Source organism: Acetobacter sp. AN02, assembly GCF_029759835.1.
Classification (GTDB): Bacteria; Pseudomonadota; Alphaproteobacteria; order Acetobacterales; family Acetobacteraceae; genus Acetobacter.
The window spans coordinates 1-25,522 of the sequence record NZ_JAJJND010000018.1; the positions used below are offsets into that span (position 1 = coordinate 1).

A 25,522-nucleotide genomic window follows, 5' to 3' on the forward strand; every position below is an offset into this window, starting at 1 on the left:
GGCACGGCTTCACGCAGCATAAGACAGGTCAGCCTCAGCCCTATGATCCGCAAAATGCCCAACCCGACAGGCTGCTAGGCGGACAGGGATAACAGCTCAGGGCAGCATGCAGGCCGCCATACACAAAAGAATGATGCTGCGGGGCCTCCTCGCCGCCTCCGAAACCACACGCAGAAGCGGCTTCTCAGATCAGGCTCACCAGGCCTCCCGAAAAGGCTGCCACAGGGAAATCATCCGGGTAAACCACATACGCAGACTTGACGCTTCCGCCACGACCTGCGCAAGGTCACGCCGCCAGACGGCCGGACGGTCGCTGTTCCCCTGCGGGAATGGAGGAAAGTCCGGGCTCCATGGGAGAACGGTGCCGGCTAACTGCCGGCGAGGGCGACCTCAGGGAAAGTGCCACAGAAAACAGACCACCTTCCCGCCCGGTGCAGACTGGAGTGAAGGTAAGGGTGAAACGGTGCGGTAAGAGCGCACCGCGCTTCCGGTAACGGCGGCGGCACGGCAAACCCCACCGGGAGCAAGACCGAATAGGGACGACAGGAAGGCGGTCCGCCGCACTTCCGGGGGGGTCTCCCGCCCCGTCGTCCGGGTTGGTCGCGCGAGGCGTGTCGCAAGACACGTCCCAGAGGAATGACCGTCGCGGTCCGGAAACGGACCCGTACAGAACCCGGCTTACAGGCCGTCTGGCACACCCTCTCCCTCCCCTTTTTCACACCCCGCGGCATACCGGCCGGATATGGGATGCCATGGGACATCGTCATGGGATTTTATGGACATTTCCGAGTCTGCTCTCAGGATAAAGAACAAAATAAGAACAAATACAGATCATAAGTTCTTTTAATCACAGTCTCTGAAATGACATATTTTTCATGGAGATACTTGTAAACAGATCATTTCTCCCGGTTTTCTGCTGTTTTCTACCTGTGTTCATTTGACGTCCCATAAAATCCCATGATAACCCAAGTTTAAGCAGTTCGCGGTATTTCTGTCCCCATAACCCCTGCCATGAAGGGCCTGTCAGCGGTGAGCGTGTTTCTCGGCACACACCAGAATCGATTCGACGCCAAGGGACGCGTCTCGATTCCGGCCGGGTTCCGCTCAGTGCTCCGGGCTCAGGCAACAGAAGGTGAGTCTCTCTTGATCCTGCGTCCGTCCCATACGCAGCCCTGCATCGAGGCCTGGCCGGCAACGGCCTTCGCCCGGCTGGCGCAGCCGCTGGACCAGCTCAGCATGTTCTCGGATGAACATGATGACCTGGCCGCAGCGCTGTATGCGGACGCCTACCCCCTTGATCCCGATCGGGAGGGACGGATCATCCTTCCGGATTTCCTGCGTGAACACGCAGGTCTTTCCGACAGCGTCACCTTCATGGGTCTGGGACGCATCTTCCAGATATGGGAACCCGCCGCCGCACAGCAGCGCGTGGCAGAAGCACGCCAGCGCTCCCGCCGCGTGACGCTCCCGGCACAGAAAGGCGGAGAAGGATGAACGCCATGTCCTCTGCCCCGCCCCGTCCCGCTCCGGCCTTCGCAGACCTCATGTCACGCGCCGGACACGATCCAGGGCATATCCCGGTCATGCTGGCCGAGGTTCTCGAAGCCCTGAATCCGGCAGATGCGGAAATCTATGTCGACGGCACATTCGGCGGAGGCGGCTATACCCGCTCCTTCCTCGCCGCCGCGGAATGCCGCGTTCTGGGAATCGACCGTGATCCGGCCGCCATCAGCCGCGGACAGGATCTGGCCGCAGGATACGGCAGCACGCCCGATGGCCTGCCTCGCCTGACCATGCTGCACGGAACCTTCGGCAGCATGGACGAACTGGTGCGCGGGACCGGGCTGTCCTCCGTCAGCGGCATCGTGCTCGATCTCGGCGTCTCGTCCTTCCAGATCGATGAGGCCGATCGCGGCTTCTCGTTCCGGGCCGACGGCCCGCTGGACATGCGGATGGGCAGCGAAGGGGAATCAGCCGCAGATCTGGTGAATGCCGCGTCTGAAAAAGAACTTGCGGACATCTTCCATTTTTACGGGGAAGAGCGTCACGCACGCCGCGTTGCAAAGGCCGTCGTCAGCGCCCGCGCCGACGAGCCGTTCCGCACGACCCTCCGTCTGGCGGAGCTGATCCGGTCCGTCGTTCCGGCAGACCGCTCCGGCATCGATTCCGCAACACGCAGCTTTCAGGGGCTGCGCATCGCGGTGAATGACGAGCTGGGAGAAATCGAGCGCGGACTGGACGCCGCCTTCGATCTGATCGCGCCCGGCGGACGGATCGTGGTCGTCTCCTTCCATTCTCTGGAAGACCGGATCGTCAAGCGCGCCTTCGCAAAGGCCGCCGGAACGGCCCCGACGCCGTCACGCCATAATCCCGGTGCGTTCTCCGCACCGCCCCTCGCACCGTTCACGCTGCTCTCGCGGCGCGCGGTGCGCCCCTCGGAAGAGGAGTGCGCACGCAACCCGCGCGCACGAAGCGCCAGACTGCGCGCCCTCCTCCGCCACACAGACCCGGCCGCCCGCACTCAGGGTAACAGCACTTTCTCACGACAGGAAACCGACCGATGATGAGGTCCCTTACAATACTCTGCGCCGTTTCTGCGGGTCTGTCCGGTCTGTTCCTGTATTCCAAAAAGCACCAGACAACCCTGCTGGATCGTCAGATAACGGATATCGTGCACAACACGCAGCATATCCGGCAGCAGACCGCCATGCTCCGCACGGAATGGGCGCTGCTGAACCAGCCGGACCGCCTGACCGGACTGGCCGCACGCTTCACGCCGGATCTCCAGCCCATGGAGCCGTCACAGTTCGTGCGCCAGGCCGATCTGGCCTCCCGCCTCCCCGCACCGGATGCAGGCCGCAGCGTGCACGCACCGTCCCGGACCGAAACGCCCGCAACGGAAGCAGCCATCCTCGCCTCCGCCGCCCCGCAGCCCGTGCAGCCGCACGCGGAGCACCCCATTCAGGTCGTGGCCGCACGGCAGATCACGCCCCGTCCGGCAATACCGCGCCCGGCCGTGGTTCTGGCATCCGCAGCAGCGACCCCCGTCGCACCCGCCTCTGTCACCCCGGCAGTACGACACACGGTGCACCCGGCCGTGCTCGCGGAAGACACCTCCCGTCTGCCCGAGCTGCGTCATGAGCCCGTTCACGTCGCACTGGCAAAACCTGTCCCGGCCGAGCTGCCGCACCATGCCGCGCGCAGTGCCATGCAGCTGGCTGACGCCACGCCGCAGCCGCGCCATACCGAGGCCGCCGTATCGGCCCGCAAGGCCGAACGTCATCCTGACAGCGTGATAAAGGCAGCTCCGACAGAACTGGCATCCGTCACGCATGTGCGCAGCACGGCAAGCCTGCCCGTCACCCGCGTGGCCGCCTGGCGTCCGGTCCGCACGGCTTCGACAACACTGGCCTCCGCTTCCATGCAGAGCGGCCGTTCCCTGCTCGGACGGTCCTCACTCAGCGACGAGCTGCCGCCGCCCGTTCCTCTTTCCAACTGATCTGAGCCCGGCAGATACAGATGACGGGTCCGTCAGGAGAGTCGCCTCCACCCGGAGAACAGAACGTCCGTGTCACGCTGCCTGAACTGAGGGAGCGGGCCCGGAGGGAAAAAATGTATGTCCGGCTGCTCGGTGTGGCAGCCGGATTTTGCGCTGTCTATGCAGCCGTCGCCCTGAAACTGACCTACGCCACGATCCTCAATCCCAAAGCGCCCGAACCGCACCAGATCCAGCCCCTGGTCCCGGAAATCCCCCATATAGATCCGAGAGATTCCAGAGCCGGAGATCTCAGCCTGCCGCAGATCCGGCGCGCCTCGATCATCGACCGCAACGGACAGGAACTGGCCATCTCCCTGCCGGTCGCCCAGGTCTACGCCAACCCCCAGGAACTCATAAATCCTGAGGAAATCGCAAAGAAACTCCGGACCGTCCTGCCCTCACTCGACCCGGATGAAACCGTCCGGCGCCTCTCCATGCCGCACCGGCAGTTCGTCTATCTCGCCCGCGACATCACGCCCGCTCAGGAAGTCGCCATCAATAATCTCGGAATTCCCGGGATCTACTTCGAACCGAGCGAGCGCAGACACTATCCCCTGGGCCTGACCGCCGCACACGTGCTCGGCGCAGTGGACATTGATGACAAAGGCATCGCCGGCGTAGAGCGGTTTTTCGAACAGCGCCTGACCTCCAGCCACGCCCCGCTCCGCCTCTCGCTCGACGTGCGCGTTCAGGGCGTCGTGCGCGAGGAACTGGCAAAGGCAAAGGACGAATTCCAGCCGATCGGCGCAAGCGCCATCGTCATGGACGTCAATACCGGCGAGGTCATCGCCATGGTCAGCCTGCCGGATTACGACGCCAACAACTTCAAGAAAGCCACGCCGGACGAACGCTTCAACCGCGCCGTGACGGGCATGTACGAACCCGGATCAACCTTCAAGCTGCAGACCGCCGCCATGGCGCTCCAGCTCGGCGTCGCCCATATCTGGGACCGCTTCTCCTCCATTCCGATCCATATCGGCCGGTTCACCATCTCCGATCTGAAAACCGATCACTTCTCGCCCTGGCTCAGCCTGACCGAAGTGATGGCCTATTCCTCCAACCCCGCCGCCGCGCATATCGCGCTGGATGTCGGCGGGGAAAGACAGAGAGAATGGCTGCGGAACATGGGATTTTTCTCGCCCGTACCCATCGAGCTGCCAGAGGCCGGACGCCCCATCTTCCCCGCAATCCGCAACTGGGGCATCTCCACCGTCATGACCGTAGGCTTCGGACACGGCGTGGCCGAACCCCCGCTCGCCATCGTACGCGGCACCGCCGCCACGGTGAACGGCGGTATCCTCGTCAGACCGACCCTGCTGGCCGCAGACTCCGATGAGGACAGGACGGACGAAGATCCGAAAAAAGACGCAACCCCGCTGCAGCAGCTCGCGGAAAGAAAGGCGGCAGAATCCGGCAGCACCGCTGCCTCCTCTTCCCCGGCTCCCGCCCCGTCCGCCGCCACACCCGTGGGAACACGGGTCATCTCTCCCGAGAACTCCGCGCTGCTTCGCCGCATCCTGCGCCTCGACGTGGTGAAAGGAACCGGAAAAACCGCCGAATCCCCGGGCTATTTCGTCGGCGGGAAAACCGGAACGGCGGAAAAGATCGGCCCGCATGGCGGCTATCTCAAACACGTAAATATCTCGGCCTTCACCGGCATTTTCCCGATGAACGCCCCGCGCTATGCCGTCTATGTCATGCTCGACAGCCCCCATGCGACACCGAAAACCCACGGCTGGACAACCGCCGCATGGAACGCCGCCCCGACCGTATCGCGAATCATCACCCGCGTCGGACCGATGCTGCAGATCTTCCCTGACACGGCCCATGCGGCGGAAATCGACGCGAAACTCGCCATCCCCCTGTCCCCGCCGGTGCCCAGGGGCTACCGCGCACTCGGACCGGGCAACGATCCGGGAGATCCGCGCAACAGACAGCCCGCCAGGGCCGGAAAACCCGGACGGACAGCCGCCGCCGCTGCCCCCGCACAGCCAGGATGACCGCCATGCGCCTGTCCGACCTCCTCGCGAAAACCCCCCAGCAACTCACGATGTCTCACGGATCGGACCCTGAAATCACGGGCCTGACCGGAGACAGCAGAACCTGCGCGCCTGGCATGCTGTTCGCCGCCATCCCCGGCACGCAGTCCGACGGGCGGGACTACATCCCCCGCGCCTGCGCCGCAGGGGCCGCCGCCATCCTCACCACACCCGACGCCACCGTGCCCGAAGGCGTCGCGACCATCCGCAGCGATGCCCCGCGTCACGCCCTGGCCCTGCTCGCCGCCGCCTTCGCCGGACCACAGCCCGGACGTATCGTCGCCATCACCGGCACGAACGGCAAAACCAGCACCGCCGATTTTCTCCGCCAGATCATGATGCTGCAGGGCCATAAGGCCGTAAGCCTCGGCACGCTCGGCCTTAAACCGGACATGCCCCTGCCGGTCAGCTTCCCGTCCCTGACAACACCGGACCCCGTCACGCTCGCCTCCGGCCTGGCCGCGCTGAAAACCGCCGGTGTGACGGATGTCGCCATGGAAGCCTCCTCCCACGGGCTGGACCAGCAGCGCCTGGACGGCGTGACGCTGTCAGCCGCAGGTTTCACCAACCTCACACGCGATCATCTTGACTATCACGGCAGCCTTGAGGACTACCGTAAGGCCAAGCTCCGCCTGCTCGATACGCTCCTGCCCGAAGGCGGACTGGTGGCCGCCTGGGCCGATATGGACCCCGAAACACTCGGAGCCATCCGCCGCATCACCACAGCACGCAGACAGACCCTTCGCCTGGTCGGAGAGGCCGGAACCACGCTCCGCCTCCTGAAACAGACACCGCAGCCGGACGGGCAGATCCTGAGCCTGGGCATCGGCGGACGGACCACAGAGGTCGCCCTGAAACTCCCCGGGCGCTTCCAGGCCGACAACGTGCTGCTCGCCGTCGCTCTCGCCGCCACGGATGAAAGCCGTCTCGAAGACATCCTCGCGCTGTTGCCCCGCCTGGAGGGCGTGCGCGGTCGGATGGAACGCGTACTCCGCCTGCCGGACGGAGCCGCCGCCTATGTGGACTATGCCCACACCCCCGACGCCCTGGAGCGCGTGCTGAAATCCCTGCGCCCGCACGCAACGGGACGGCTGATCGTCCTCTTCGGCGCGGGCGGAAACCGCGACAGGGGCAAGCGCCCGCTCATGGCCCGCGCGGCAGCGGACTACGCCGATCTGGTGATCGTCACGGACGATAACCCCCGGAACGAGGACGCGCGCACCATCCGCCAGGACGTGCTCGCAGGCGCGCCGGACGCGATCGAGATCGGAGACCGCCGCAAGGCCATCGCAGAAGCCCTGTCGATGCTCCGCAGCGGAGACGTGCTGCTTCTGGCAGGAAAAGGACACGAGCAGGGGCAGATCATCGGCTCCGAAATCCATCCGTTTGACGACGCGCAGGTCCTGCGGGAACTGGCGGCATGAGCGTGCTCTGGACACGGGACGAACTCGAAACCGCCACGGAAGGACGGTTCACCGGCCCGGGTGACATCGCCGTCTCGGGTATCTCCATCGATACCCGCACCCTCTCGCCCGGCGATCTGTTCATCGCTCTGAGGGGCGACGCATCGGACGGACACCGCCACATCGCAATCGCCCTGGAAAAGGGAGCCGCCGCCGTCATGAGCCATGACGCCCTGGCTTCCTCCGATCCGCGCATCCTCCTCGTGCAGGACACGATGGCAGGCCTGCAGGCCCTCGGACGGGCCGCCCGCGCACGCTTCTCCGGACATCTGATCGCCATCACCGGCAGCGTCGGCAAAACAACTACCAAGGAAATGCTCCGCACCGCCTGCTCCGCCCTGGGCAGAACCCACGCCGCCGTCGCCTCCTACAACAATCACTGGGGCGTCCCCCTCACCCTCGCCCGCATGCCACGCGACGCACAGTGGTGCATCAGCGAAATCGGCATGAACCACCCCGGAGAGATCGCACCGCTCGCCGCCATGTGCCGGCCGCACACGGCCGTCATCACCACCATCGGCTCCGCGCATCTGGGCCATATGGGCAGTATCGAGGCCATCGCGGAAGAAAAAGCCGCTGTCATCGACGCACTCCTCCCCGGCGGCACCGCAATCGTCCCGGATGACGCCGTCGGACAGACGCTGTTCTCACAGGCCGCCGCCAGAGCCGGAGCCACGCTGTGGAAAGCCGGAGAACAGCCGGACAGCACGGCCCTCCTGACCGGTTTTGCCCAGACCGGAGACGGCTCCGCCTTCACCGCCCGCATCGCGGGCCGGGACTACCCCGTCCGCCTCCCCGCACCCGGCCGCCACCTCGCCCGCAACGCCCTCGCCGCGCTGGCCGCTATCATCGCCTCAGGCGGAGACGGCACAAAAGCCGCTCCTGCGCTGGATGACTTCCTCCCGGGCGCCGGACGCGGCAGCCGCCGCAGCATCATGAACGGCGTCACCCTCCTGGATGAAAGCTACAACGCCTCGGTGCCCGCCATCCGCGCCGCGCTCGACGTGCTCGGCGTCATCCCCGCACAAAGACGCATCGTCGTATTGGGCGACATGCGCGAACTCGGCGATTTCGCAGATGCCGAACACCTCTCCCTCAGGGAACCGGTCGAAGCCGTCGCAGACAAGGTGTTCTGCTGCGGCCGGCACATGAAACTCCTGTTCGACGCCCTGCCCCCCGCCCTGCGCGGCGCCTGGTCTCCCGCTTCCGGGGACCTCGCCCCTGCTGTAAGAGCTGCCCTTCACCCCGGAGACGCCGTGCTCGTAAAAGGCAGCCTCGGCAGCCGGATGAAAGATATCATTGCCGCCCTAGAGACGACGGAAGCGCCCGCCTGATGCTGTATCTGCTGGTTTCCCACCACGCGCTGGGTCACACCACCTTCCTGAACCTGTTCCGCTATATCACGTTCCGGGCCGGCGGAGCCTGCCTGACCGCGCTTCTGATCGGCCTGCTGCTGGGCAATCCCCTGGTCCGCGAACTCAGACGCATCCAGCGCGAAGGCCAGCCGATCCGCGCCTCCGGACCCGAACGGCACATCCTGGAAAAAGCAGGCACGCCGACAATGGGCGGCGCGCTGATGCTGCTCGCGCTGTTCGCCTCAACCCTGCTCTGGGCCGATCTGCAGAACGGCTTCGTCTGGGCCGTGCTGTTCATCACCGGCGCATTCGGCGCGGTCGGCTTCGCGGATGACTATCTCAAGCTCTCCCGCCGCAACACCGCAGGCGTCTCCGGACGCGTCCGCCTGGGCTGCGAATTCACCGCCTCCCTCATCGCCGGATGGTGGCTGCAGTCCCTGATGCCGCCCGAACTGGCCAATAAGGTCGCCTTCCCCTTCGTGAAGGACTTCCTGCTCCCGCTCGGCTTCGCCTTCCCGATCTTCGCAATGGTCACCATCGCAGGCTTCGGTAATGCCGTGAACTTCACAGACGGGCTGGACGGACTGGCCACCGTGCCGGTCGTCATTGCCGCCTTCGTCTTCGCCCTGATCGCCTATCTCGTCGGCAACCACGTCTTCGCAGACTATCTCCAGCTGCACTACGTCCCCGGAACCGGAGAACTCGCGATCTTCTGCGCCGGACTGGTCGGCGCCGGACTGGGCTTCCTGTGGTTCAATGCCCCTCCGGCCGCCGTGTTCATGGGAGACACGGGCTCCCTGCCGCTCGGCGGCGCACTCGGAGCCGTCGCCGTCGCCGTGAAACACGAACTCGTCCTGTGCATCGTCGGCGGTCTCTTCGTGATCGAAACCCTGTCCGTCATCATCCAGGTGTTCTGGTTCAAACGCACCGGACGGCGCGTGTTTCTGATGGCCCCGCTCCATCACCATTTTGAAAAGAAAGGCTGGCAGGAACCCAAGATCGTCGTCCGCTTCTGGATCGTGGCCATCATATTCGGCCTGTGCGGCCTCGCCACGCTGAAAATCCGATGACCGGCTTCCCCGCAGATCTCCTGTCCGGAAAACGCTATGCCGTCCTCGGCCTCGGCCGCAACGGCCGGGCCGCAGCCTGCGCCCTGGCCGATATGGGAGCAGACGTCACCGCCTGGGACGACAATGAGGCCGGACGCGCCCATCTGAAAGACGGCCACAAAAACGTCACCCTGGTACAGCCCGACCCCTCCGCCGGGTTCGATGCGCTCATCCTCTCCCCCGGCATCCCGCATCTCCTGCCCGAACCGCACCCGCTGGCCGCCGCCTTCCTCAGCGCCGGAATACCGGTTCTGTCGGACGCGGAACTGCTCTTCGAAGCCGTGCGGAAAAGCGGTTCGAAAGCGCGCTTTGCGGGCATCACCGGCACGAACGGCAAATCGACCACAACCTCCCTGCTCGCCCACACACTGCGCACAGCCGGTATCCCGGTCGCGGAAGGCGGCAATCTCGGCCCCGCAGCCCTGTTCCTGCCCCTGCTGCCCGATACCGGCGTCTATGTGTTGGAAATGTCGTCCTACATGCTCGAACGGCTGCAGACCCTGCATTTCGACACGGCCTGCCTGCTGAACATGACGCCAGATCACCTCGACCGCCACGGCGACATGAACGGCTATGCCCGCGCCAAGGCCCATATCTTCGACCGCATGACCCCGGGCTCCCTCGCCGTCTGCGGGATATCCGATCCCTGGACCCGCGAGATCGCAGCCCCCCTCAGCGCACGCGGCATCCGCACGCAATACATCACCGGAGAGGACCAGGACGCGGACATCTTCTGCAAAGCCGCCACGATCCGGGACCATAACGGCCTGTCAGTCCCGCAGCCGCCCGCACTTCCGGGCGCGCATAATGCGGAAAACATCGCCGCAACCATCGCAATGGCCCGCTTCCTCGGCATCTCCGACGCAACGATCGCCGCCGCAGTACAGAGCTTCTCCGGCCTGCCCCACCGCCAGAAACGCGTGGCCGTCATCAGCGGCATCACATTCATCGACGACAGCAAGGCCACCAATGCCGATGCCGCCTCCCGCGCCCTGGGATGCTACGACCGGCTGGTCTGGATCGCAGGCGGACTGGCCAAAGCCGGCGGAATCGAGGATCTGATCCCGTATTTCCCCCGCATCGCAAAAGCCCTCCTGATCGGCCGGGACGCCCCGCTGCTCGCGGAAACACTCAGGGCACACGGCGTGGCTTACGACATCGCGGAAAATCTCGATCACGCCGTCCCGGCCGCCTTTGCCGCCGCGGAAAAACTGAACGCACCCGTCGTGCTCCTCTCCCCCGCCTGCGCAAGTTTTGATCAGTTTTCAGGCTTTGAGGCACGCGGCCATTATTTTGCCCGTCTTGTGAGCACTCTGGAGGACCAGAACCCCTTATCTGCGGGAGACCCGGGCTGATGGCGCCTCCGTCGCGCATAGACACCTCTCTTTCCGGCCGCTGGTGGCGCAGTGTCGATCACGTCACGCTCATCTGCACCGGCATCCTGATCGGCTTCGGCTATATCCTGATGCTGGCCGCAAGCCCGGCCGTGGCCGTCCGTATCGGCGCCTCGCGCAATATGTTCATCTTCAAGCAGGTGGTCTTCCTCGCCCTCGCAGGCGCAATCGTCGTCGGCCTGTCCATGCTCTCCCGCAAGGCCGCCACACGCATCGGAATCATCGGCTCGGTCATCGCCATCGCCGCCACCGCCATGACCCTCGTGCACGGCATGGAAATCAAAGGCGCACGGCGCTGGATCGCTCTGCCGCTGATGTCCGTCCAGCCCTCCGAATTCCTCAAGCCCTGTTTCGCCATCCTCACGGCCTGGCTCCTGACGCAGCGCCGCCTCTCCGGCGCGTTCTCCGGCATCATCGCCGCCGTCGGGGTCTACGCCATCATCCTGTTCCTGCTGAAATCCCAGCCCGATATCGGCATGCTCACGGTCATCACCGCCGTGTTCCTCACACAGCTTTTCGTGGACGGACTGAGCCTCTTCCTCGTCGGCGCAGCCGCAGGCGGCGTCGCGGCGGCAGGCGTGGGCGCCTTCTTCCTCTTCCCGCATGTTCACTCCCGCGTGGAGCGCTTCCTGCACCCGGACAAGGGAGACCACTACCAGATCGACACCGCCCTGCGCGCCTTCGGTAATGGCGGTCTGACAGGACGCGGCCCCGGTGAAGGCCGCGTGAAAGACCTGCTGCCCGATGCCCACGCAGACTTCGTCTTCGCCGTCGCGGGAGAGGAATACGGCATGCTGATCTGCGCCTTCATCATCTGCGTGTTCGCCATGATCGTGGTGCGGACCCTGCTGCGTCTCGTCAAAAGCGACGATCCGTTCATCATCCTCGCGGCAACCGGCCTCGTGACGGGCTTCGGCCTGCAGGCCTTCGTCAACATGGCCTCCACCCTGCATCTCATCCCCACAAAAGGCATGACGCTGCCGTTCATTTCCTATGGCGGATCTTCCGCCATGTCCGTCGCACTGACCATCGGACTGCTCCTGGCCCTCACTCGCAACCAGCAGCGCCCGAGCGGTCTGTCACGCTTCCTGCCCGAATCAGATATCAGACCCGACGATCTCAGCCGGAGAAGCACGATATGAAATCCCGCGGTACCATCGTGATCGCCGCCGGCGGAACCGGCGGACATTTCTTCCCCGCAGAAGCCCTGGCAGAGGAACTCGCCGCCCGCGGATGGACCCTGGCGCTGATGACGGACCAGCGGGCCGGACAGCGCAGCAGCGGAATCTTCTCCCACGGACAGCAGTTCGTCCTCCCCGGCGCAGGCGTCGCCGGACGCGGCCCCGTCCGCGCCCTCAGAGGCGGCCTGGCATTAAGCTCCGGCGCCTGGCAGGCCCTCAGGCTCATCCGCCATATCCGCCCCGTCGCTGTCGCAGGCTTCGGCGGATACCCCTCCGTCGCCCCTGTGCTCGGAGCCGCCTTCACCGGAAAAAACCGCCCCTCCGTCATCCTGCATGAAGGCAACGCCGTGCCGGGCAAGGCCAACGGCTTTCTCGCCCGCTATGCAGACGGAATCGCAACCTCCTTCGCCGACGTAAAGGGCCTGCCCTCAAAAGCCCGCATCCGGATCACCGGCATGCCCGTCCGCCCGGCCATCGCGCAGCTTACGGGAAAACCGTACATCCCCCCGACAGACACCATCCGCCTGCTGGTCTGGGGCGGCTCGCTGGGCGCACGCGTGTTCTCCAACGTCGTCCCGGCCGCCGTCACGGCACTTCCGGAAACCCTGCGCGCCAGACTTGAAATCACACAGCAGGTCCGCGCCGAAGACCTCGACCGCGTCCGCAGCGCCTGGGCCGGAGCCGGAATCACGGCCCGCGTGGAAACCTTCTTCAGCGACGTGGCTGAACAGCTCAGCCGGGCACATCTGGTCATCGGCCGGGCGGGCGGCTCCTCCGTGGCGGAAATATGCGTCGCCGGACGCCCCTCCGTCCTCGTGCCGCTGCCATCCGCAGCCAATGATGAACAGACCGCCAATGCCCAGGCCCTGGTCCGGGAAGGCGCGGCCCTGATGGTCCCGCAGAAGGATTTCACGGCCGCCTCCCTCACCTCAACCCTGTCCGCCCTCCTGACAGACACGGACGGGCTGACCACCGCCGCATCAGCCGCCGCCGCGCTGGGCCTGCCGCACGCCGCATCCGCACTCGCCGATCTGGTCGAAGAGTGCTTGCCTTCCTGGTATTCCGCAGCCTATTCCGGCTTCTCCTTTTCCGAACCGCCCGAGGGCTCCCCCCGAATCAAACAACCGGAGCAGCACCCATGAGAGCCTTGCCACTGTCGATCGGCACCATCCATTTCGTCGGGATCGGCGGGATCGGCATGTCCGGCATCGCGGAGGTGCTGCATCTCCTGGGATATAAGGTCCAGGGATCGGACATGGCCGAAAACGCCAATGTCCGCCGTCTGCGCGCCTCCGGAATCACCGTCTCGGTCGGCCACGATGCCGCACATCTCGGTGATGCCCAGGTCGTCGTGATCTCAACCGCCGTCGGGCGCGACAATCCCGAAGTGCTCGCCGCGCGCGAACGCCTGATTCCCGTCGTCCGCCGGGCCGAGATGCTGGCGGAGCTGATGCGCCTGCGCTGGTCCGTCTCCGTCGGCGGCACGCACGGCAAAACCACCACAACCAGCCTCGTCGCCGCCGTGCTGGAAGCCGCACGGCTGGACCCGACCGTCATCAACGGCGGCATCATCGAGGCCTACGGCACCAACACCCGCATGGGCAAAGGCGAGTGGATGGTCGTGGAAGCCGACGAAAGCGACGGCTCCTTCCTGCGTCTGCCCTCCGTCATCTCTGTCGTGACGAACATGGACCCCGAACATCTCGATCACTGGGGCACCAAAGAGGCGATGGAAGCGGGCTACCGCCAGTTCGTCTCCAATGTCCCGTTCTACGGCTTCGCCGTGCTGTGCATCGATCATCCCGCCGTGCAGGAAATGATCCCCCAGCTCTCGGATCACCGCATCATCACCTACGGCTTCTCCCCGCAGGCCGATATCCGCGCCGAGAAAGTCATCACGGACAAGCTGGGCGCAACCTTCGAGGTGCAGATCACGGACCGCACCCGCCGCCACTCCCGGCGCGCCGGTCCCTTCCGCCTGCCGATGCTCGGAAACCACAACGTCCAGAACGCCCTGGCCGCCATCGCCGTCGCCGTGGAAATGGATATCGACGATGCGACCATACGCTCAGGCCTCGCCTCCTTCCGCGGCGTCAAGCGCCGCTTTACCCGCACCGGAGAATCCGGCGGCGTCACCGTCATCGATGACTACGGCCACCACCCCGTGGAAATCGCCGCGGTCCTCAACGCAGGCCGCCAGGCCGGGGCAAAACACGTCATCGCCGTGGTCCAGCCCCACCGCTACTCCCGCCTGCAGACCCTGTTCAGCGAATTCTGCACCTGCATGAACGACGCGGACACCGTAATCGTCGCCGATGTCTACGCCGCCGGAGAAGACCCGATCGAAGGTGTGGACCGCGATGCCCTGATCGAGGGCCTGCGCGCACGCGGCCACCGCTCCGTCGTCCCCCTGAGCGATCCGGCGCAGCTCGCGGAAATGATCAACGCCATCGCCCAGCCGGGCGACTACGTGATCTGCCTCGGCGCAGGCACCATCACGACATGGGCCCAGTCCCTGCCGGAAGAACTGGCCGCCCTGCAGTCCTCCCGGACAGGCGGCCGCGCGGCATGACCGCAGCGGCGGAAACAGACACGCTCCCGGCCGTATTTGACGGCATCCGGGGGAAAATCTCCCGCAATCACGGCCTCGGCGCGCGCACCTGGTTCCGCGTCGGCGGCCCTGCGGAATACTACGTGCAGCCCGCAGATACGGACGACCTCGCACGGCTGATGAGACAGCTGACGCATGAATGGCCCGTCACGATCCTCGGCGCCTGCTCCAACGTCATCATCCGCGACGGCGGCATCAGGGGCATCGTCATCCGCCTCGCACGCGGTTTTGCGGACATCACCCCCGACGGAGAGGACGCCCTGATCGCAGGTGCCGCCGCGCTCGACGTCACGATCGCGGAAACCGCCGCATCACACGGCATCGCCGGACTGGAATTCCTGGTCGGCATCCCCGGCTCCCTTGGCGGCGCGGTGTTCATGAACGCCGGGGCCTACGGATCGGACATCTCCCACATCCTCGACTGGGTGGAGATCATCGACGGCAGCGGCAGCCTCAGACGCCTGACCGCAGCCGAAGCCGGGCTGAGCTACCGCACCTCACGCCTCCCGCCCGGCGCCATCGTCATCAGGGCACGCCTGCGCGGCACGGCCGGAGATCCCGCGGGGATCACGGCCCGCATGAACGCAATCCGCTCGGCCCGGGAGGACTCACAGCCCGTGCGCGCCCGCACCGGCGGTTCCACCTTCCGCAACCCCGCGCCGGACGAAAGCTCCCTCAGCGCCTGGCAGCTCGTGGACGCCGCAGGATGCCGCGGTCTGCAGAACGGCGGCGCGCAGGTCAGCGAAAAACACTGCAACTTCCTCATCAACACCGGCGACGCCACCGCAGCCGATCTCGAAACTCTGGGCGACCTCGTCCGGGAAAAAGTGCGCGCTGCCTCCGGCGTCGATCTCCACTGGGAAATCCGCCGTCTCGGTCTCCCCGCATCCGCAGGCACCTCCTCGCCATGACCACCTCCCCCCGCCGCATCACTGTCCTGCTGGGCGGATATTCCTCCGAACGCGAGGTCAGCCTGTCCTCCGGACAGGGCATCGCCCGCGCCCTGCGTGCCCGCGGATACGATGTCTCGGAGCTGGACGCGGGCCAGCCCCTGGACCGCATCGTCGCCGGACTGCAGGAGCAGAAGCCCGACGTGGTCTTCAACGGCCTGCACGGCCGCTTCGGAGAGGACGGATCAATCCAGGGCATCCTAGAATGGATGCGCCTGCCTTACACCCATTCCGGCATCCGCGCCTCCGCCGTCGCCATGGACAAGAACGCGGCAAGACAGCTCTTCCAGGCCGCCGGTCTCCCGGTGGCCCGCGGCACGCTCGTCACCCCCGACGAGCTCGAAACCTCCGATCCCCTGCCGCTGCCCTATGTCGTCAAACCGCTCAGCGAAGGCTCCTCCGTCGGCGTCTCCATCCTGCGCAAGGGAGACAACCGGCGTGCGGACATCGCACGGTCCTGGACATGGGGCCCGCAGATCCTCGCAGAGGAGTTTATCCCCGGACGCGAGATCACCGTCGGCGTGCTCGAAGACGAAAGCCGCGTCCCGCACGCCCTGACCGTCACGGACATCACCCCCGACGCCTCCGCCGCCTTTTATGACTACGACGCCAAATACAAGGCCGGCGGCAGTCGCCACGTGCTGCCCGCAGAGATCCCCGCCGATATCTTCGCCGAAGCCCGCCGCATCGCGGTCGAGGCCCATCGCACCCTCGGCTGCGCCGGTGCCTCCAGAACCGATTTCCGCTATGACGACACCCTCACGGACGGCAGCTCCGGCCGCCTCGTGATCCTGGAAGTCAACACGCAGCCCGGCATGACCGCCACCTCCCTGCTCCCCGAGCAGGCAGCATATTGCGGCATCTCCTACGAAGACCTGTGCGAACGTCTGGTGATGCTGGCCGGAACCGGACTGTAATGCACCAGCCCCCCCCGAGAGAGCGCCCCTCGCCGCTCAGACTGTTCGCCTCACGTCACAGACGGGCGCTTCAGGCCGGCGCGTTCCTGCTCGTCCTCGGAGCGGGAACAGGAGCGCTCTACGCATTCGGCGGGGTCCAGAAGGTCATGCCCTCCCTCAGATCGGGAATGGACTCCCGCCTGGCCCTGAAAGTGACGTCCATCACCATCACCGGCAACAAGCTGGCAGGCGACGACGCCATCCGCAAAGCCCTCGGAATCACGGTCGGAGATCCGCTGCTCGAATTCGATGCCCACGCCGCCCACGACCGGATCAGCCAGATCCCCTTCGTCAGCCATGCCAGCGTGGAAAGAAAATTCTCCGGACAGATCGTCGTCACCATCACGGAACGCCCGCCCTTCGCCATCTGGCAGCATGACCGGCAATTCATCCTGATCGACCGCAACGGAGACCCGCTCCCGGACCAGACCGTCAAGGGTAAGGACGCGGAAGCCTTCCTGCATCTCCCGCTCCTCGTCGGAGCCGGTGCCAACAAGGAAGCCGCCACCCTGGTGGACGCCCTGGAAAAAGAGCCGGACATCCGGGATCACATGACCGCCGCCACCCTGGTCAGCCAGCGCCGCTGGACCCTGCTCATGAAAAATGGAACGCGGATTCTCCTGCCCGAAGCAGAGGAAACCCCCGCCCTGGAACGCCTCTCCGAACTCAACCGGGACATGAAACTGCTCGATATTCCCGTCGAACAGATCGATCTGCGCCTCCCCGACCGCCTGACCATCCAGAAATCAGCCCAGGCAGAACCGCAGGCCGTCCGGGATACCGACAGAAAAGATAAAGATACGGACAGGCAGAAAGACGGAACCCCGCCATCCGCCGGCACCGCAGGACACCCCGCGGCAGCGGAGCCTTCCCGCCCCGGACACCCCGCTCCGCCCCCGGCAGCGGGCAGACACAAAGACCAGCCCCGAGAGGAGCAACGCGCCGGATGATCAGACTGCGCTCCCCAGGCCTTCCCGGCAAATCCCGCACGACCCGTGCCTCGGAAGGCAGCAGCCCCGCACGCCTCTGGCGACCGGGCGTTTTCGGCGCGCTGGATATCGGCTCCACGAAAATCACCTGCCTGATCGGCCGGGGCGAGGCCGATGGCCGTCTCCAGGTCCTGGGCCACGGATGGCTCAGATCAGACGGCGTCAGACACGGCGCCATCGTCGATCTGCGCGCCGCCGAAGCCGTCATCAGAACCGTCGTCGGCAATGCCGAACGGGAAGCCGCCCGCAGCCTCGACAGCGTGGTCGTCAATCTCTCCGCCGGACACCCCGAAAGCCGGATCTTCAACGTCCACTGGCCGGTCGGCGGCAGGGAAATCACGGAAGGCGATCTCAGCCGCATCGTCTCCGAAGCCCGCATGAACGCCCGGGCAGAAGGCCGCGCCGTCATCCACACCCTCCCGCTCGACTTCGCCGTCGACGAAACCGACGGCGTGCGAGACCCGCGCGGCCATGTCTGCGATCAGCTCCGCGCCCGGATGCACGTGGTGGACGCCGCCTCCACAGCCCTGCGCACGCTGGACTCCGTCATCTCACGCGCCGAACTCTCGCTCGACGCCCTGGTCTCCGCCCCCCTGGCCGCCGGTCTCTCCGTAACGGACGAGGATCAGCGGCAGATCGGAACCATCGTGATCGATATGGGCGGCGGCACGACCTCGATCGCCGTATTCTCGGAAGGCCTGCCCGTCCACACCGCCCAGATCAGCATCGGCGGCCAGCATGTCACCCGCGATATCGCCAGCGGTCTGGGCACCTCGCTGGAAAACGCCGAACGCCTGAAGACCATGCACGGCCACGCCGATCTCTCGGCCGAAACCGATGACGGCATCACCATCCGCATCGAACGCGCAGGCGGCGCCCAGCCCGGCTACGAAGCCGTGCCCCGGTCCGCCCTGGGGGACATCATCCGCCCGCGCGTGGAAGAAACCTTCGAACTCGTGAGAGACCGCCTCGACAGCGCCGGATTCAGCGGCACCGCAGGATGGCGCGTGATCCTGACCGGCGGCGGATCGCTGCTGGACGGAACCGGCTCCCTCGCCGCCCGCGTCCTCAACCGCCCGGTCCGCCTCGGGCGCCCCGCAGGCATCCCGGGCCTGCCCGCGGAATGTGCCGCCGCCAGCTTCGCCACGACAACCGGCCTGCTGATGTGGGCCGCCTCCGCCAGGCGTCCGTTCGGTGACATCGATACACCACCACAGAAACCTGCCGGATTCCTGAATAAACTTGTGTCCGCAGTCAGAGAATGGGTTTAAGATATTCCCGGCAGCGTGTATGGCACCATTAACTTTGCATTTCACTTCCTGAAATACATTCCCGCCCCATCAGGAGTATCGAATGACCCTCAACCTCACCGTTCCGCCCCCGTCTCACTCTGACTTCTCACCGAAAATCACGGTGATCGGCGTCGGGGGCGGCGGAACGAACGCGGTCGACAACATGATCGCGGCAAATCTGCAGGGGGTTGAGTTCGTCGTCGCCAATACCGACGCGCAGCAGCTGATGCACAGCCGCGCGGACCGCCGCATCCAGCTCGGACCGCACCTCACCCAGGGACTCGGGGCCGGAGCAAAGCCGGAAATCGGACGTGCCGCAGCCGAAGAAGCCGCGGATGAGGTCTTGCGCCAGATCGATGGCTGCCACATGGTCTTCATCACGGCCGGTATGGGCGGCGGGACCGGCACGGGCGCAGCCCCGATCATCGCACGTATGGCCCGCGAGCGCGGCATCCTGACCGTCGGCGTCGTGACCAAGCCCTTCAGCTTCGAAGGACCGCGCCGCGCAAAAGCCGCAGAGGAAGGCATTGCCGAGCTTCAGCAGTATGTCGATACGCTGATCGTCATTCCGAACCAGAATCTCTTCCGCATGGCCAACGAACGCACGACCTACAAAGAAGCGTTCAAAATGGCCGATAACGTGCTCTATATGGGCGTACGCGGCGTGACCGACCTGATGATGGCCCCGGGCCTCGTCAATCTGGACTTCGCGGATATCCGCACCGTCATGGCCGAAATGGGCAAGGCCATGATGGGCACGGGCGAAGCCTCGGGTGAGGACCGCGCCCGCCAGGCCGCCGAACTCGCCATCTCCAACCCGCTCCTGGAAGACACGTCCATGGGCGGAGCACGCGGCCTGCTGATCAACATCACGGGCGGGGAAGACATGACCCTGTTCGAGGTGGACCAGGCCGCCAACCGTATCCGCGAAGAAGTCGCGGAAGACGCAAACATCATCTTCGGCTCCGCCATCGACGATTCCCTCGAAGGCCGTATCCGCGTCTCCGTGGTCGCCACAGGCATCGATCTCGCGCCCAAAGCCGATCCGGCGGAAGCTCCGCAGGAGGAGTTCCCGGCCGGACAGCAGGGTGCACAGACCCAGTTCACGGCCCCGCAGGCACACCCCTCAGAGCCGAAACCGGTCAATATCCCGATGCCGCAGGCAGGCGCCGCCCATGGTGCGCCCCGCCCGGCACCGAATTTCGCCATGCCCCAGGGCGTACAGCCCCCCGCAGGCGCACCCGGCGCACCGCAGCGCACACCGTCTCCGCGCGCCGGACTGTTCACGGACGCAGGACGCCCGGCTGCCCATACGCGCCAGCCCGAGCCCCCGCCGGCGGCTCCGCGTGGGATCTTCAGCTGGATGACCGGTGCAAGCCGCCGCCAGCCGGACCCCGCACCGCAGATGCAGCAGCCTCACCAGACCATGCAGCATCCGCAGCCGGTGCAGCAGCAGCCGCATGTTCAGCCTTCACAGCCCCAGACCCAGCCGGTCGTCAAACCGGCAGACGGGGAAGACGGCAGCCTGGATATTCCGGCCTTCATGCGCCGCCCCCAGTAAGGCCCGTAAAAAACCTTCTGAAGAAACAGGCTCAGGCACTCCCGGGGCCTGTTTTTTTATGCACACACCCCCGGGATCAGCAGAACGTGAACACTCCGCTGCCCTTAGAAGATTATAACATAGTTTTTCTGCGTGAAAGTCTTCTGAATATCATTTATTCTCAGATCAGGAAGAAGCCCTGACGGACGGGTTCACGATCCTGTCCGCTCCGGGATTCCTCCTCAGAGACCGTAAAACAGAATCAAAAAGATCGCGTCTCTGCTCCGAACCTATCGCCGGACACAGCGCCTGCACGGCCTTCCGCAGACCCTGAAAGATTATCCGGCTCCGCTGACAATGGAGACCGCAATGGACACCCTCACGCTCGACCGTAACAGCGATGCCCGCACCGCCGTCGCATCAGGTCATTTCTACGAATACAGCAAAGCTGCAAATCCGATCCGACCCGGCCTGACGCCCCGCGTCCCCTGCCATTTCTTCCCGCCCTCACTCTATGCTGAAGGGGAAAGCCGGATCATCCCGCTCGATCTCAGCGAAGAACTCAGATGCCCCGGACCGGCCACCGGACCCGGTCTGTGCGCGAATTTCGTGCGGATCAACGCAGGCGACACGCTGCGGATGACGCCTGACGCCACCTCAATCGTCTTCTACGCCATCCGCGGCAAAGGCCGCGCCATCTGCGACGCCTCCGATTTCGAATGGAAACACGGCGATTTCTTTGCCGTCCCCGCTGTCGGCGGCATCACGCTCAGCGCATCAGCCGACGCCGCACTCTACGCCGTACACGATGCCCCGCTGCTCACCTATCTCGGCGTCCATGCCGATAAGGCACGCTTCCGGCCGGTCCTCTTCCGCGCCGAGGACGCGGACAGAGAACTCGAACAGGCAAAAAATGCCCCCGCCGCCGCAGAACGCAGCCGCATCAGCGTGCTCCTGGCCGCCGATGAATTTCCGCTGACACGCACGGTCACCCACACGCTCTGGGCCATGTACGGAACCATCGGAGCCGGAACCTCGCAGAAACCCCACCGCCACCAGTCCATCGCACTCGATTATATCGCCGCATGCGAACCGGGCTGCTACTCGCTGGTCGGTGCCGAACTGGACGATAACAGTCAGATCAGAAACCCCGTCCGCGTGGACTGGGAAGCAGGCTGCGCCTTCGTCACCCCGCCGGGATACTGGCACGCACATTTCAATGAATCCGGATCGGAAGCCCGCCTGATCCCGATCCAGGACGCAGGACTGCAGACCTACCTCCGCACCCTGGACATCCGGTTCACCTGAACCCCAAGGTCGACATCAGAACGTGACCGGAGCCCTCCGGTCACACCTCTCCCTCACCTGGAAGCCGGAACCCCGCTCTCTGCCTTCTTCTCCGGCGGCGGCGCTGCCTTCCCGTCCGCAGGATCAGGAACAGGCTTGTTATTCCGCCCGGAATAACGGCTGATCATCTCCTCAACAGCCTGCGCCGCCTCCTGCGCGGCCGCAAACGCCACATCCCCCCAGTATCCGTCAAGGGAATGCGCGTCGATGTCATGAAGCTGGGTCGCAATCCCGACCTCAGAGCCCTTTTTATCCGTCACACGCCAGGCAATCTCGATGCTCTGCGTCGGATGCGCCCTAGAACCGGCCGGACCTTTCGACAGCTTCACCTTCGTATGCAGCGTATAATCAGGATTACCCGGCGTCGTCTGAACAATGTCCCTCGCCCCGCGCATGGATGCGACAAACGCCCGCGCCAGCGAGATATTCCCGTCGCCGGGCGCACCCTCCACACCGGAGAAGTAAATCCGCGCCGGCCGGTGCATCAGACTCTGCGGGTCCTTCTGCATCACAGCCGCCTGAATCCCCGTCAGAACCGCCGTCACCTTCGGAACAGCATCCGCCGATATGGCCTTCACAACACTCCCGTCCGCATGCGTCCAGACCTCCAGAGGAACCGGAAGCCCCTCCTCCGTCGCACGCTCGTGCCCCTGCGGCGTCATCACCGTATAAAGCGGCACAACCTGACCACCCCGGACATCCGCACCCAGCCGCAGCCACCAGTCCCCGGGACGCACGCCCTGGGCCATCGCCGGAACCGTCTGCTGCAGAAGACCCGCCGCCAGCTCCTGCGCCCAGACAGGCCCGGCCTCGGCAGGAAGCCCCGCCGGCGCGACAGCCGGAATATCCAGACGCGACGGCGGCGGATTCCCCGCCAGCTCCTGCCCGAGCTTCCCCGGATCACGGAACGGATGGGACGTATCCAGACAGGCCGTCAGCATCAGACAGAGAACAGGCGCGACGGCACACCCGGGACGACGGAGAAAAGACGATATCTTCATCATGACAGAGCTTTTACCGGCACTGTTTTCGCCGGTGCAATGGCCGAAATCTGATGGCCGATCTGCCCGCCACCCGCCAGCGTCCTCCGCCGGTGGCTGAAGAACCGCGCCTCATCCGCCAGTGTATCAGCCCCCGTCACCTCAATCTCGCCAGCCCCGGCCCGGCGCAGCCGCGCGGCACAATATCCCGGCAGATCAAACTGATAATGCCCGGCCCTCTTCCCGTCCGCAAAAAACGAGGCGGCGGCACCATCCAGCCCGAGAACCTCATCGCGCATGTCATCACTGACCTCATAGGACGCCGGACCGATACACGGACCAACCACCGCGAGAACATCCTCCGCACGCACCCCCAGTTCCGTCATCGCCTCCAGCGTCGCCTCGAGAACCCCCCCCGCCGCACCGCGCCAGCCCGCATGCGCCGCCCCCGCAACACGACCATCGCGCGACGCAAACAGAACCGGCCCGCAATCCGCCGTGATCACGCCTATGGCAAGCTCCGGAACCGCCGTCACCAGCGCATCCGCCTCCGGACCCGACGCCCAGGGCACCGTCGCCCGCACAACCCCGCACCCGTGAACCTGCGTCACACCCAGCAGGGAAGACGGCCCGACCTCCAGAAATTCCGCCACACGCCTGCGGTTCTCCCGCAGATTCTCAGGATCATCCCCGGACCGCATCGAACAGTTCAGACTGGCATAAGGACCGGACGACACCCCGCCCAGACGCGTGAAAAACCCGTGCCGCACCCCCGTCCGCGCCAGAAGCGAAGCCTGCAGAACGGCATCAGCCGGTATCATCCCCATTCACTCTCTCCCGCATCCGTACCGGCAGAACAGCCCGGCGGCACAGGCAGCCCCGGACTGTGCAGCACAAGAACCCTGAACAGATGACCCATCCGGTCCGGCGCCATCAGCCTGTCCAGACCAGCCGTCAGCCCCGCCGCCTCCTCAGGCGCCGCCTGACACAGCTGCGCCAGACGCACCCGCGCGCCAAGCACCTCCAGAAACCGCCCCTGCGTTACGGAGGCACAGGCCACGGCCCCGGCAGACACGGCCGCCTGCGCGACAGCCTGAAAATCCACATGCGCCGTCAGATCAGCCTCCCCCGGATGCTCCAGCGGATCCGCCGGACGCCCGCCTCGCAATGCCTGAAGCGAATCCCCCGGAAGACTGCGCGAGGTGCCGTAATCACACAGCAGAACAACCCCCGGCACACGCGAAAGCACCCGCCCGAGCCGCCCGACCGCAGCAAGGCTCAGCGGGCTGATCTCCACGATCTCACCCTCACCCGCCTCACGCCCGGCAAGCTCGGGCGGCACATCCTCCGCCGGACACAGAACCCAGTCCGCCCCCTGCACGAACCGCTCCCGCCAGCCCGCACCGGACCGCACGAACTGCCGCACCGGCAGCGCATCCAGAAACTCATTCCCCAGCAGAACAAACGGCTGCTCCGGCAGCTCCTCCACCGCGTCATGCCAGATCACCGGAACATCAAACCGGGCCAGAGCCTGCTTCTGCACCTCCCGCAGCCGCAAAGACGTCTCGACAAGATGAACCGACACACCCGACAGCCCGCCCGGCACGCGGGAAAGAACCCGCAACACGTCGCTCATCAGCGTACCACGCCCCGGCCCCGCCTCCGCCAGACAGAACGCGCCCGCAGGCAGGGACTGCCGCACGACAGCCACCCACGCCCCGAGAATCTCCCCGAAAATCTGCGATATCTCAGGCGATGTCACAAAATCGGAAAACGGATCACGGGACGCATAATAGGCCGCATTGGCCCGCCCCATGAACCGGTCCAGACGCTCGGGAGCGCCGCTCACGCCGCACCGGCCTCCGGCTCCGCAATCCCGGCATAAGGCGGCTTAATCCGCGCATGAACCATAAGCCCGATCCCGGCCAGCATCATCGGAATGCTCAGGATCTGACCCATCGTAATCCCGAAGGAAAAATACCCTAAAAACGCATCCGGCTCCCGGAAATGCTCACAGAAAATCCGCGCACAGGCATAACCCGCCAGAAACATCCCCGCCAGAAATCCGGGCCGCTCACGAATGCTCTGCTTCCGGGCCGCAAGAAACAGCACGGTAAACAGAAGCACACCCTCCGTCAGCATCTCATAAATCTCGGAAGGATGCCGCGGCACCGGACCGCCGGTGGGAAAGATCATCGCCCAGGGCAGATCAGGACTGGCCGGACGCCCCCAGAGCTCGCCGTTGATGAAATTCGCCAGCCGCCCGAATCCCAGACCAATCGGCACACACACCGTCGCACGATCGGAAAAGGCCAGAAAACTCAGGCCGTTTTTCCAGGAGAACAGGGCCAGAGCCAGAACCACACCCAGACACCCGCCATGAAACGACATGCCGCCATGCCAGACCTCCAGCGCCATCAGCGGATGCGCCAGATAAAACCCCGGCTGATAGAACAGAACATAACCGAGCCGCCCGCCCAGGACGACACCCAGCGTCACCCAGACCAGAAAATCATCCGCCTGCATGACCGTCGCCGCCGCCGGACGCCAGGTCACAAGACGCTTGAGCAGCATCACACCCAGGATGATCCCGGCAATATAGGCCAGCGCATACCAGCGGATGGTCAGCGGCCCCAGATGAACGGCAACCGGATCGAACTGGGGAAACATCAGAACGGGCAGCATAAGAGAAGTTCCTTGATGACCGCCCCGTCACAACACGGGACGGCTCCGGCACGAAGAAAAAAGGGCACGAAGAAAAACGAAGGCATAACAGGC

The 25,522-nt window shown here is 65.3% G+C and carries 21 protein-coding genes and 1 other RNA gene; 18 read left to right on the forward strand and 4 right to left on the reverse strand.

The genetic code is table 11. The annotated features are described in order from the left end of the window. Window positions 1–294: 294 nt before the first annotated feature. From rnpB to LOC54_RS03685, 18 genes are all read left to right on the forward strand, one after another. Window positions 295–697: RNase P RNA component class A (gene rnpB, locus LOC54_RS03600), an RNA gene on the forward strand. Window positions 698–1,029: 332 nt separating this feature from the next. Next, window positions 1,030–1,494 (forward strand): division/cell wall cluster transcriptional repressor MraZ, encoded by a 465-nt coding sequence (mraZ, locus tag LOC54_RS03605; protein ID WP_279312492.1) that lies wholly within the window; start codon window positions 1,030–1,032, stop codon window positions 1,492–1,494. A gap of 50 nt (window positions 1,495–1,544) precedes the next feature. Next, entirely contained in the window at window positions 1,545–2,564 is a 1,020-nt protein-coding gene (gene rsmH, locus LOC54_RS03610; RefSeq protein WP_279312493.1) for a 16S rRNA (cytosine(1402)-N(4))-methyltransferase RsmH, read from the forward strand. Next, window positions 2,561–3,499, forward strand: coding sequence for an ABC transporter permease (locus LOC54_RS03615; RefSeq protein WP_279312468.1), 939 nt, complete (start codon window positions 2,561–2,563; stop codon window positions 3,497–3,499). The genes rsmH and LOC54_RS03615 overlap by 4 nt, the downstream gene beginning before the upstream one ends. Window positions 3,500–3,612: 113 nt before the next feature. Then, the gene (locus tag LOC54_RS03620) at window positions 3,613–5,538 is read left to right on the forward strand and encodes a penicillin-binding protein 2 (RefSeq protein ID WP_279312494.1); all 1,926 of its coding nucleotides are present in this window, start codon (window positions 3,613–3,615) and stop codon (window positions 5,536–5,538) included. A gap of 5 nt (window positions 5,539–5,543) precedes the next feature. Further along, window positions 5,544–7,001 (forward strand): UDP-N-acetylmuramoyl-L-alanyl-D-glutamate--2,6-diaminopimelate ligase, encoded by a 1,458-nt coding sequence (locus tag LOC54_RS03625; RefSeq protein ID WP_279312469.1) that lies wholly within the window; start codon window positions 5,544–5,546, stop codon window positions 6,999–7,001. Further along, entirely contained in the window at window positions 6,998–8,374 is a 1,377-nt protein-coding gene (gene murF, locus LOC54_RS03630) for a UDP-N-acetylmuramoyl-tripeptide--D-alanyl-D-alanine ligase (RefSeq protein WP_279312470.1), read from the forward strand. Before LOC54_RS03625 ends, murF begins: the two co-directional genes overlap by 4 nt. Next, window positions 8,374–9,465 (forward strand): phospho-N-acetylmuramoyl-pentapeptide-transferase, encoded by a 1,092-nt coding sequence (mraY, locus tag LOC54_RS03635; RefSeq protein ID WP_279312471.1) that lies wholly within the window; start codon window positions 8,374–8,376, stop codon window positions 9,463–9,465. Before murF ends, mraY begins: the two co-directional genes overlap by 1 nt. Further along, the gene (murD, locus tag LOC54_RS03640) at window positions 9,462–10,859 is read left to right on the forward strand and encodes a UDP-N-acetylmuramoyl-L-alanine--D-glutamate ligase (protein ID WP_279312472.1); all 1,398 of its coding nucleotides are present in this window, start codon (window positions 9,462–9,464) and stop codon (window positions 10,857–10,859) included. Before mraY ends, murD begins: the two co-directional genes overlap by 4 nt. Then, a complete protein-coding gene (locus tag LOC54_RS03645) occupies window positions 10,859–12,040 on the forward strand; it encodes a putative peptidoglycan glycosyltransferase FtsW (RefSeq protein ID WP_279312473.1) in 1,182 nt (393 codons plus the stop codon). Before murD ends, LOC54_RS03645 begins: the two co-directional genes overlap by 1 nt. Beyond that, window positions 12,037–13,221, forward strand: coding sequence for an undecaprenyldiphospho-muramoylpentapeptide beta-N-acetylglucosaminyltransferase (gene murG / locus LOC54_RS03650; RefSeq protein WP_279312474.1), 1,185 nt, complete (start codon window positions 12,037–12,039; stop codon window positions 13,219–13,221). Before LOC54_RS03645 ends, murG begins: the two co-directional genes overlap by 4 nt. Then, a complete protein-coding gene (gene murC, locus LOC54_RS03655; protein ID WP_279312475.1) occupies window positions 13,218–14,651 on the forward strand; it encodes a UDP-N-acetylmuramate--L-alanine ligase in 1,434 nt (477 codons plus the stop codon). The genes murG and murC overlap by 4 nt, the downstream gene beginning before the upstream one ends. Continuing rightward, window positions 14,648–15,601, forward strand: a complete 954-nt coding sequence (gene murB / locus LOC54_RS03660) for a UDP-N-acetylmuramate dehydrogenase (protein WP_279312476.1) — start codon at window positions 14,648–14,650, stop codon at window positions 15,599–15,601. The genes murC and murB overlap by 4 nt, the downstream gene beginning before the upstream one ends. Further along, the gene (locus tag LOC54_RS03665) at window positions 15,598–16,557 is read left to right on the forward strand and encodes a D-alanine--D-alanine ligase (protein WP_279312477.1); all 960 of its coding nucleotides are present in this window, start codon (window positions 15,598–15,600) and stop codon (window positions 16,555–16,557) included. Before murB ends, LOC54_RS03665 begins: the two co-directional genes overlap by 4 nt. Continuing rightward, a complete protein-coding gene (locus tag LOC54_RS03670) occupies window positions 16,557–17,546 on the forward strand; it encodes a cell division protein FtsQ/DivIB (protein ID WP_279312478.1) in 990 nt (329 codons plus the stop codon). The genes LOC54_RS03665 and LOC54_RS03670 overlap by 1 nt, the downstream gene beginning before the upstream one ends. After that, the gene (ftsA, locus tag LOC54_RS03675; protein ID WP_279312479.1) at window positions 17,543–18,856 is read left to right on the forward strand and encodes a cell division protein FtsA; all 1,314 of its coding nucleotides are present in this window, start codon (window positions 17,543–17,545) and stop codon (window positions 18,854–18,856) included. Before LOC54_RS03670 ends, ftsA begins: the two co-directional genes overlap by 4 nt. A gap of 82 nt (window positions 18,857–18,938) precedes the next feature. Further along, window positions 18,939–20,438, forward strand: a complete 1,500-nt coding sequence (gene ftsZ / locus LOC54_RS03680; protein WP_279312480.1) for a cell division protein FtsZ — start codon at window positions 18,939–18,941, stop codon at window positions 20,436–20,438. Between the two features lie 348 nt (window positions 20,439–20,786). Then, complete coding sequence (locus tag LOC54_RS03685; RefSeq protein ID WP_279312481.1) at window positions 20,787–21,725, forward strand: cupin domain-containing protein; 939 nt, start codon at window positions 20,787–20,789, stop codon at window positions 21,723–21,725. A gap of 53 nt (window positions 21,726–21,778) precedes the next feature. Here LOC54_RS03685 and LOC54_RS03690 read toward each other — a convergent pair whose 3' ends face one another. From LOC54_RS03690 to lgt, 4 genes are read right to left on the reverse strand one after another with little or no spacing between them, the layout of a single operon-like run. Further along, window positions 21,779–22,768, reverse strand: a complete 990-nt coding sequence (locus LOC54_RS03690; RefSeq protein ID WP_279312482.1) for a hypothetical protein — start codon at window positions 22,766–22,768, stop codon at window positions 21,779–21,781. Beyond that, window positions 22,765–23,571 carry a peptidoglycan editing factor PgeF gene (pgeF, locus tag LOC54_RS03695; RefSeq protein ID WP_279312483.1) on the reverse strand — a complete coding sequence of 269 codons (807 nt, stop codon included), beginning with the start codon at window positions 23,569–23,571 and terminating at the stop codon, window positions 22,765–22,767. The genes LOC54_RS03690 and pgeF overlap by 4 nt, the downstream gene beginning before the upstream one ends. Continuing rightward, entirely contained in the window at window positions 23,562–24,560 is a 999-nt protein-coding gene (locus LOC54_RS03700) for a class I SAM-dependent methyltransferase (protein ID WP_279312495.1), read from the reverse strand. The genes pgeF and LOC54_RS03700 overlap by 10 nt, the downstream gene beginning before the upstream one ends. A 29-nt stretch (window positions 24,561–24,589) precedes the next feature. Continuing rightward, on the reverse strand, window positions 24,590–25,429 hold the full coding sequence (lgt, locus tag LOC54_RS03705) for a prolipoprotein diacylglyceryl transferase (RefSeq protein WP_279312484.1): 840 nt from the start codon (window positions 25,427–25,429) through the stop codon (window positions 24,590–24,592). Between the last annotated feature and the right edge of the window lie 93 nt (window positions 25,430–25,522).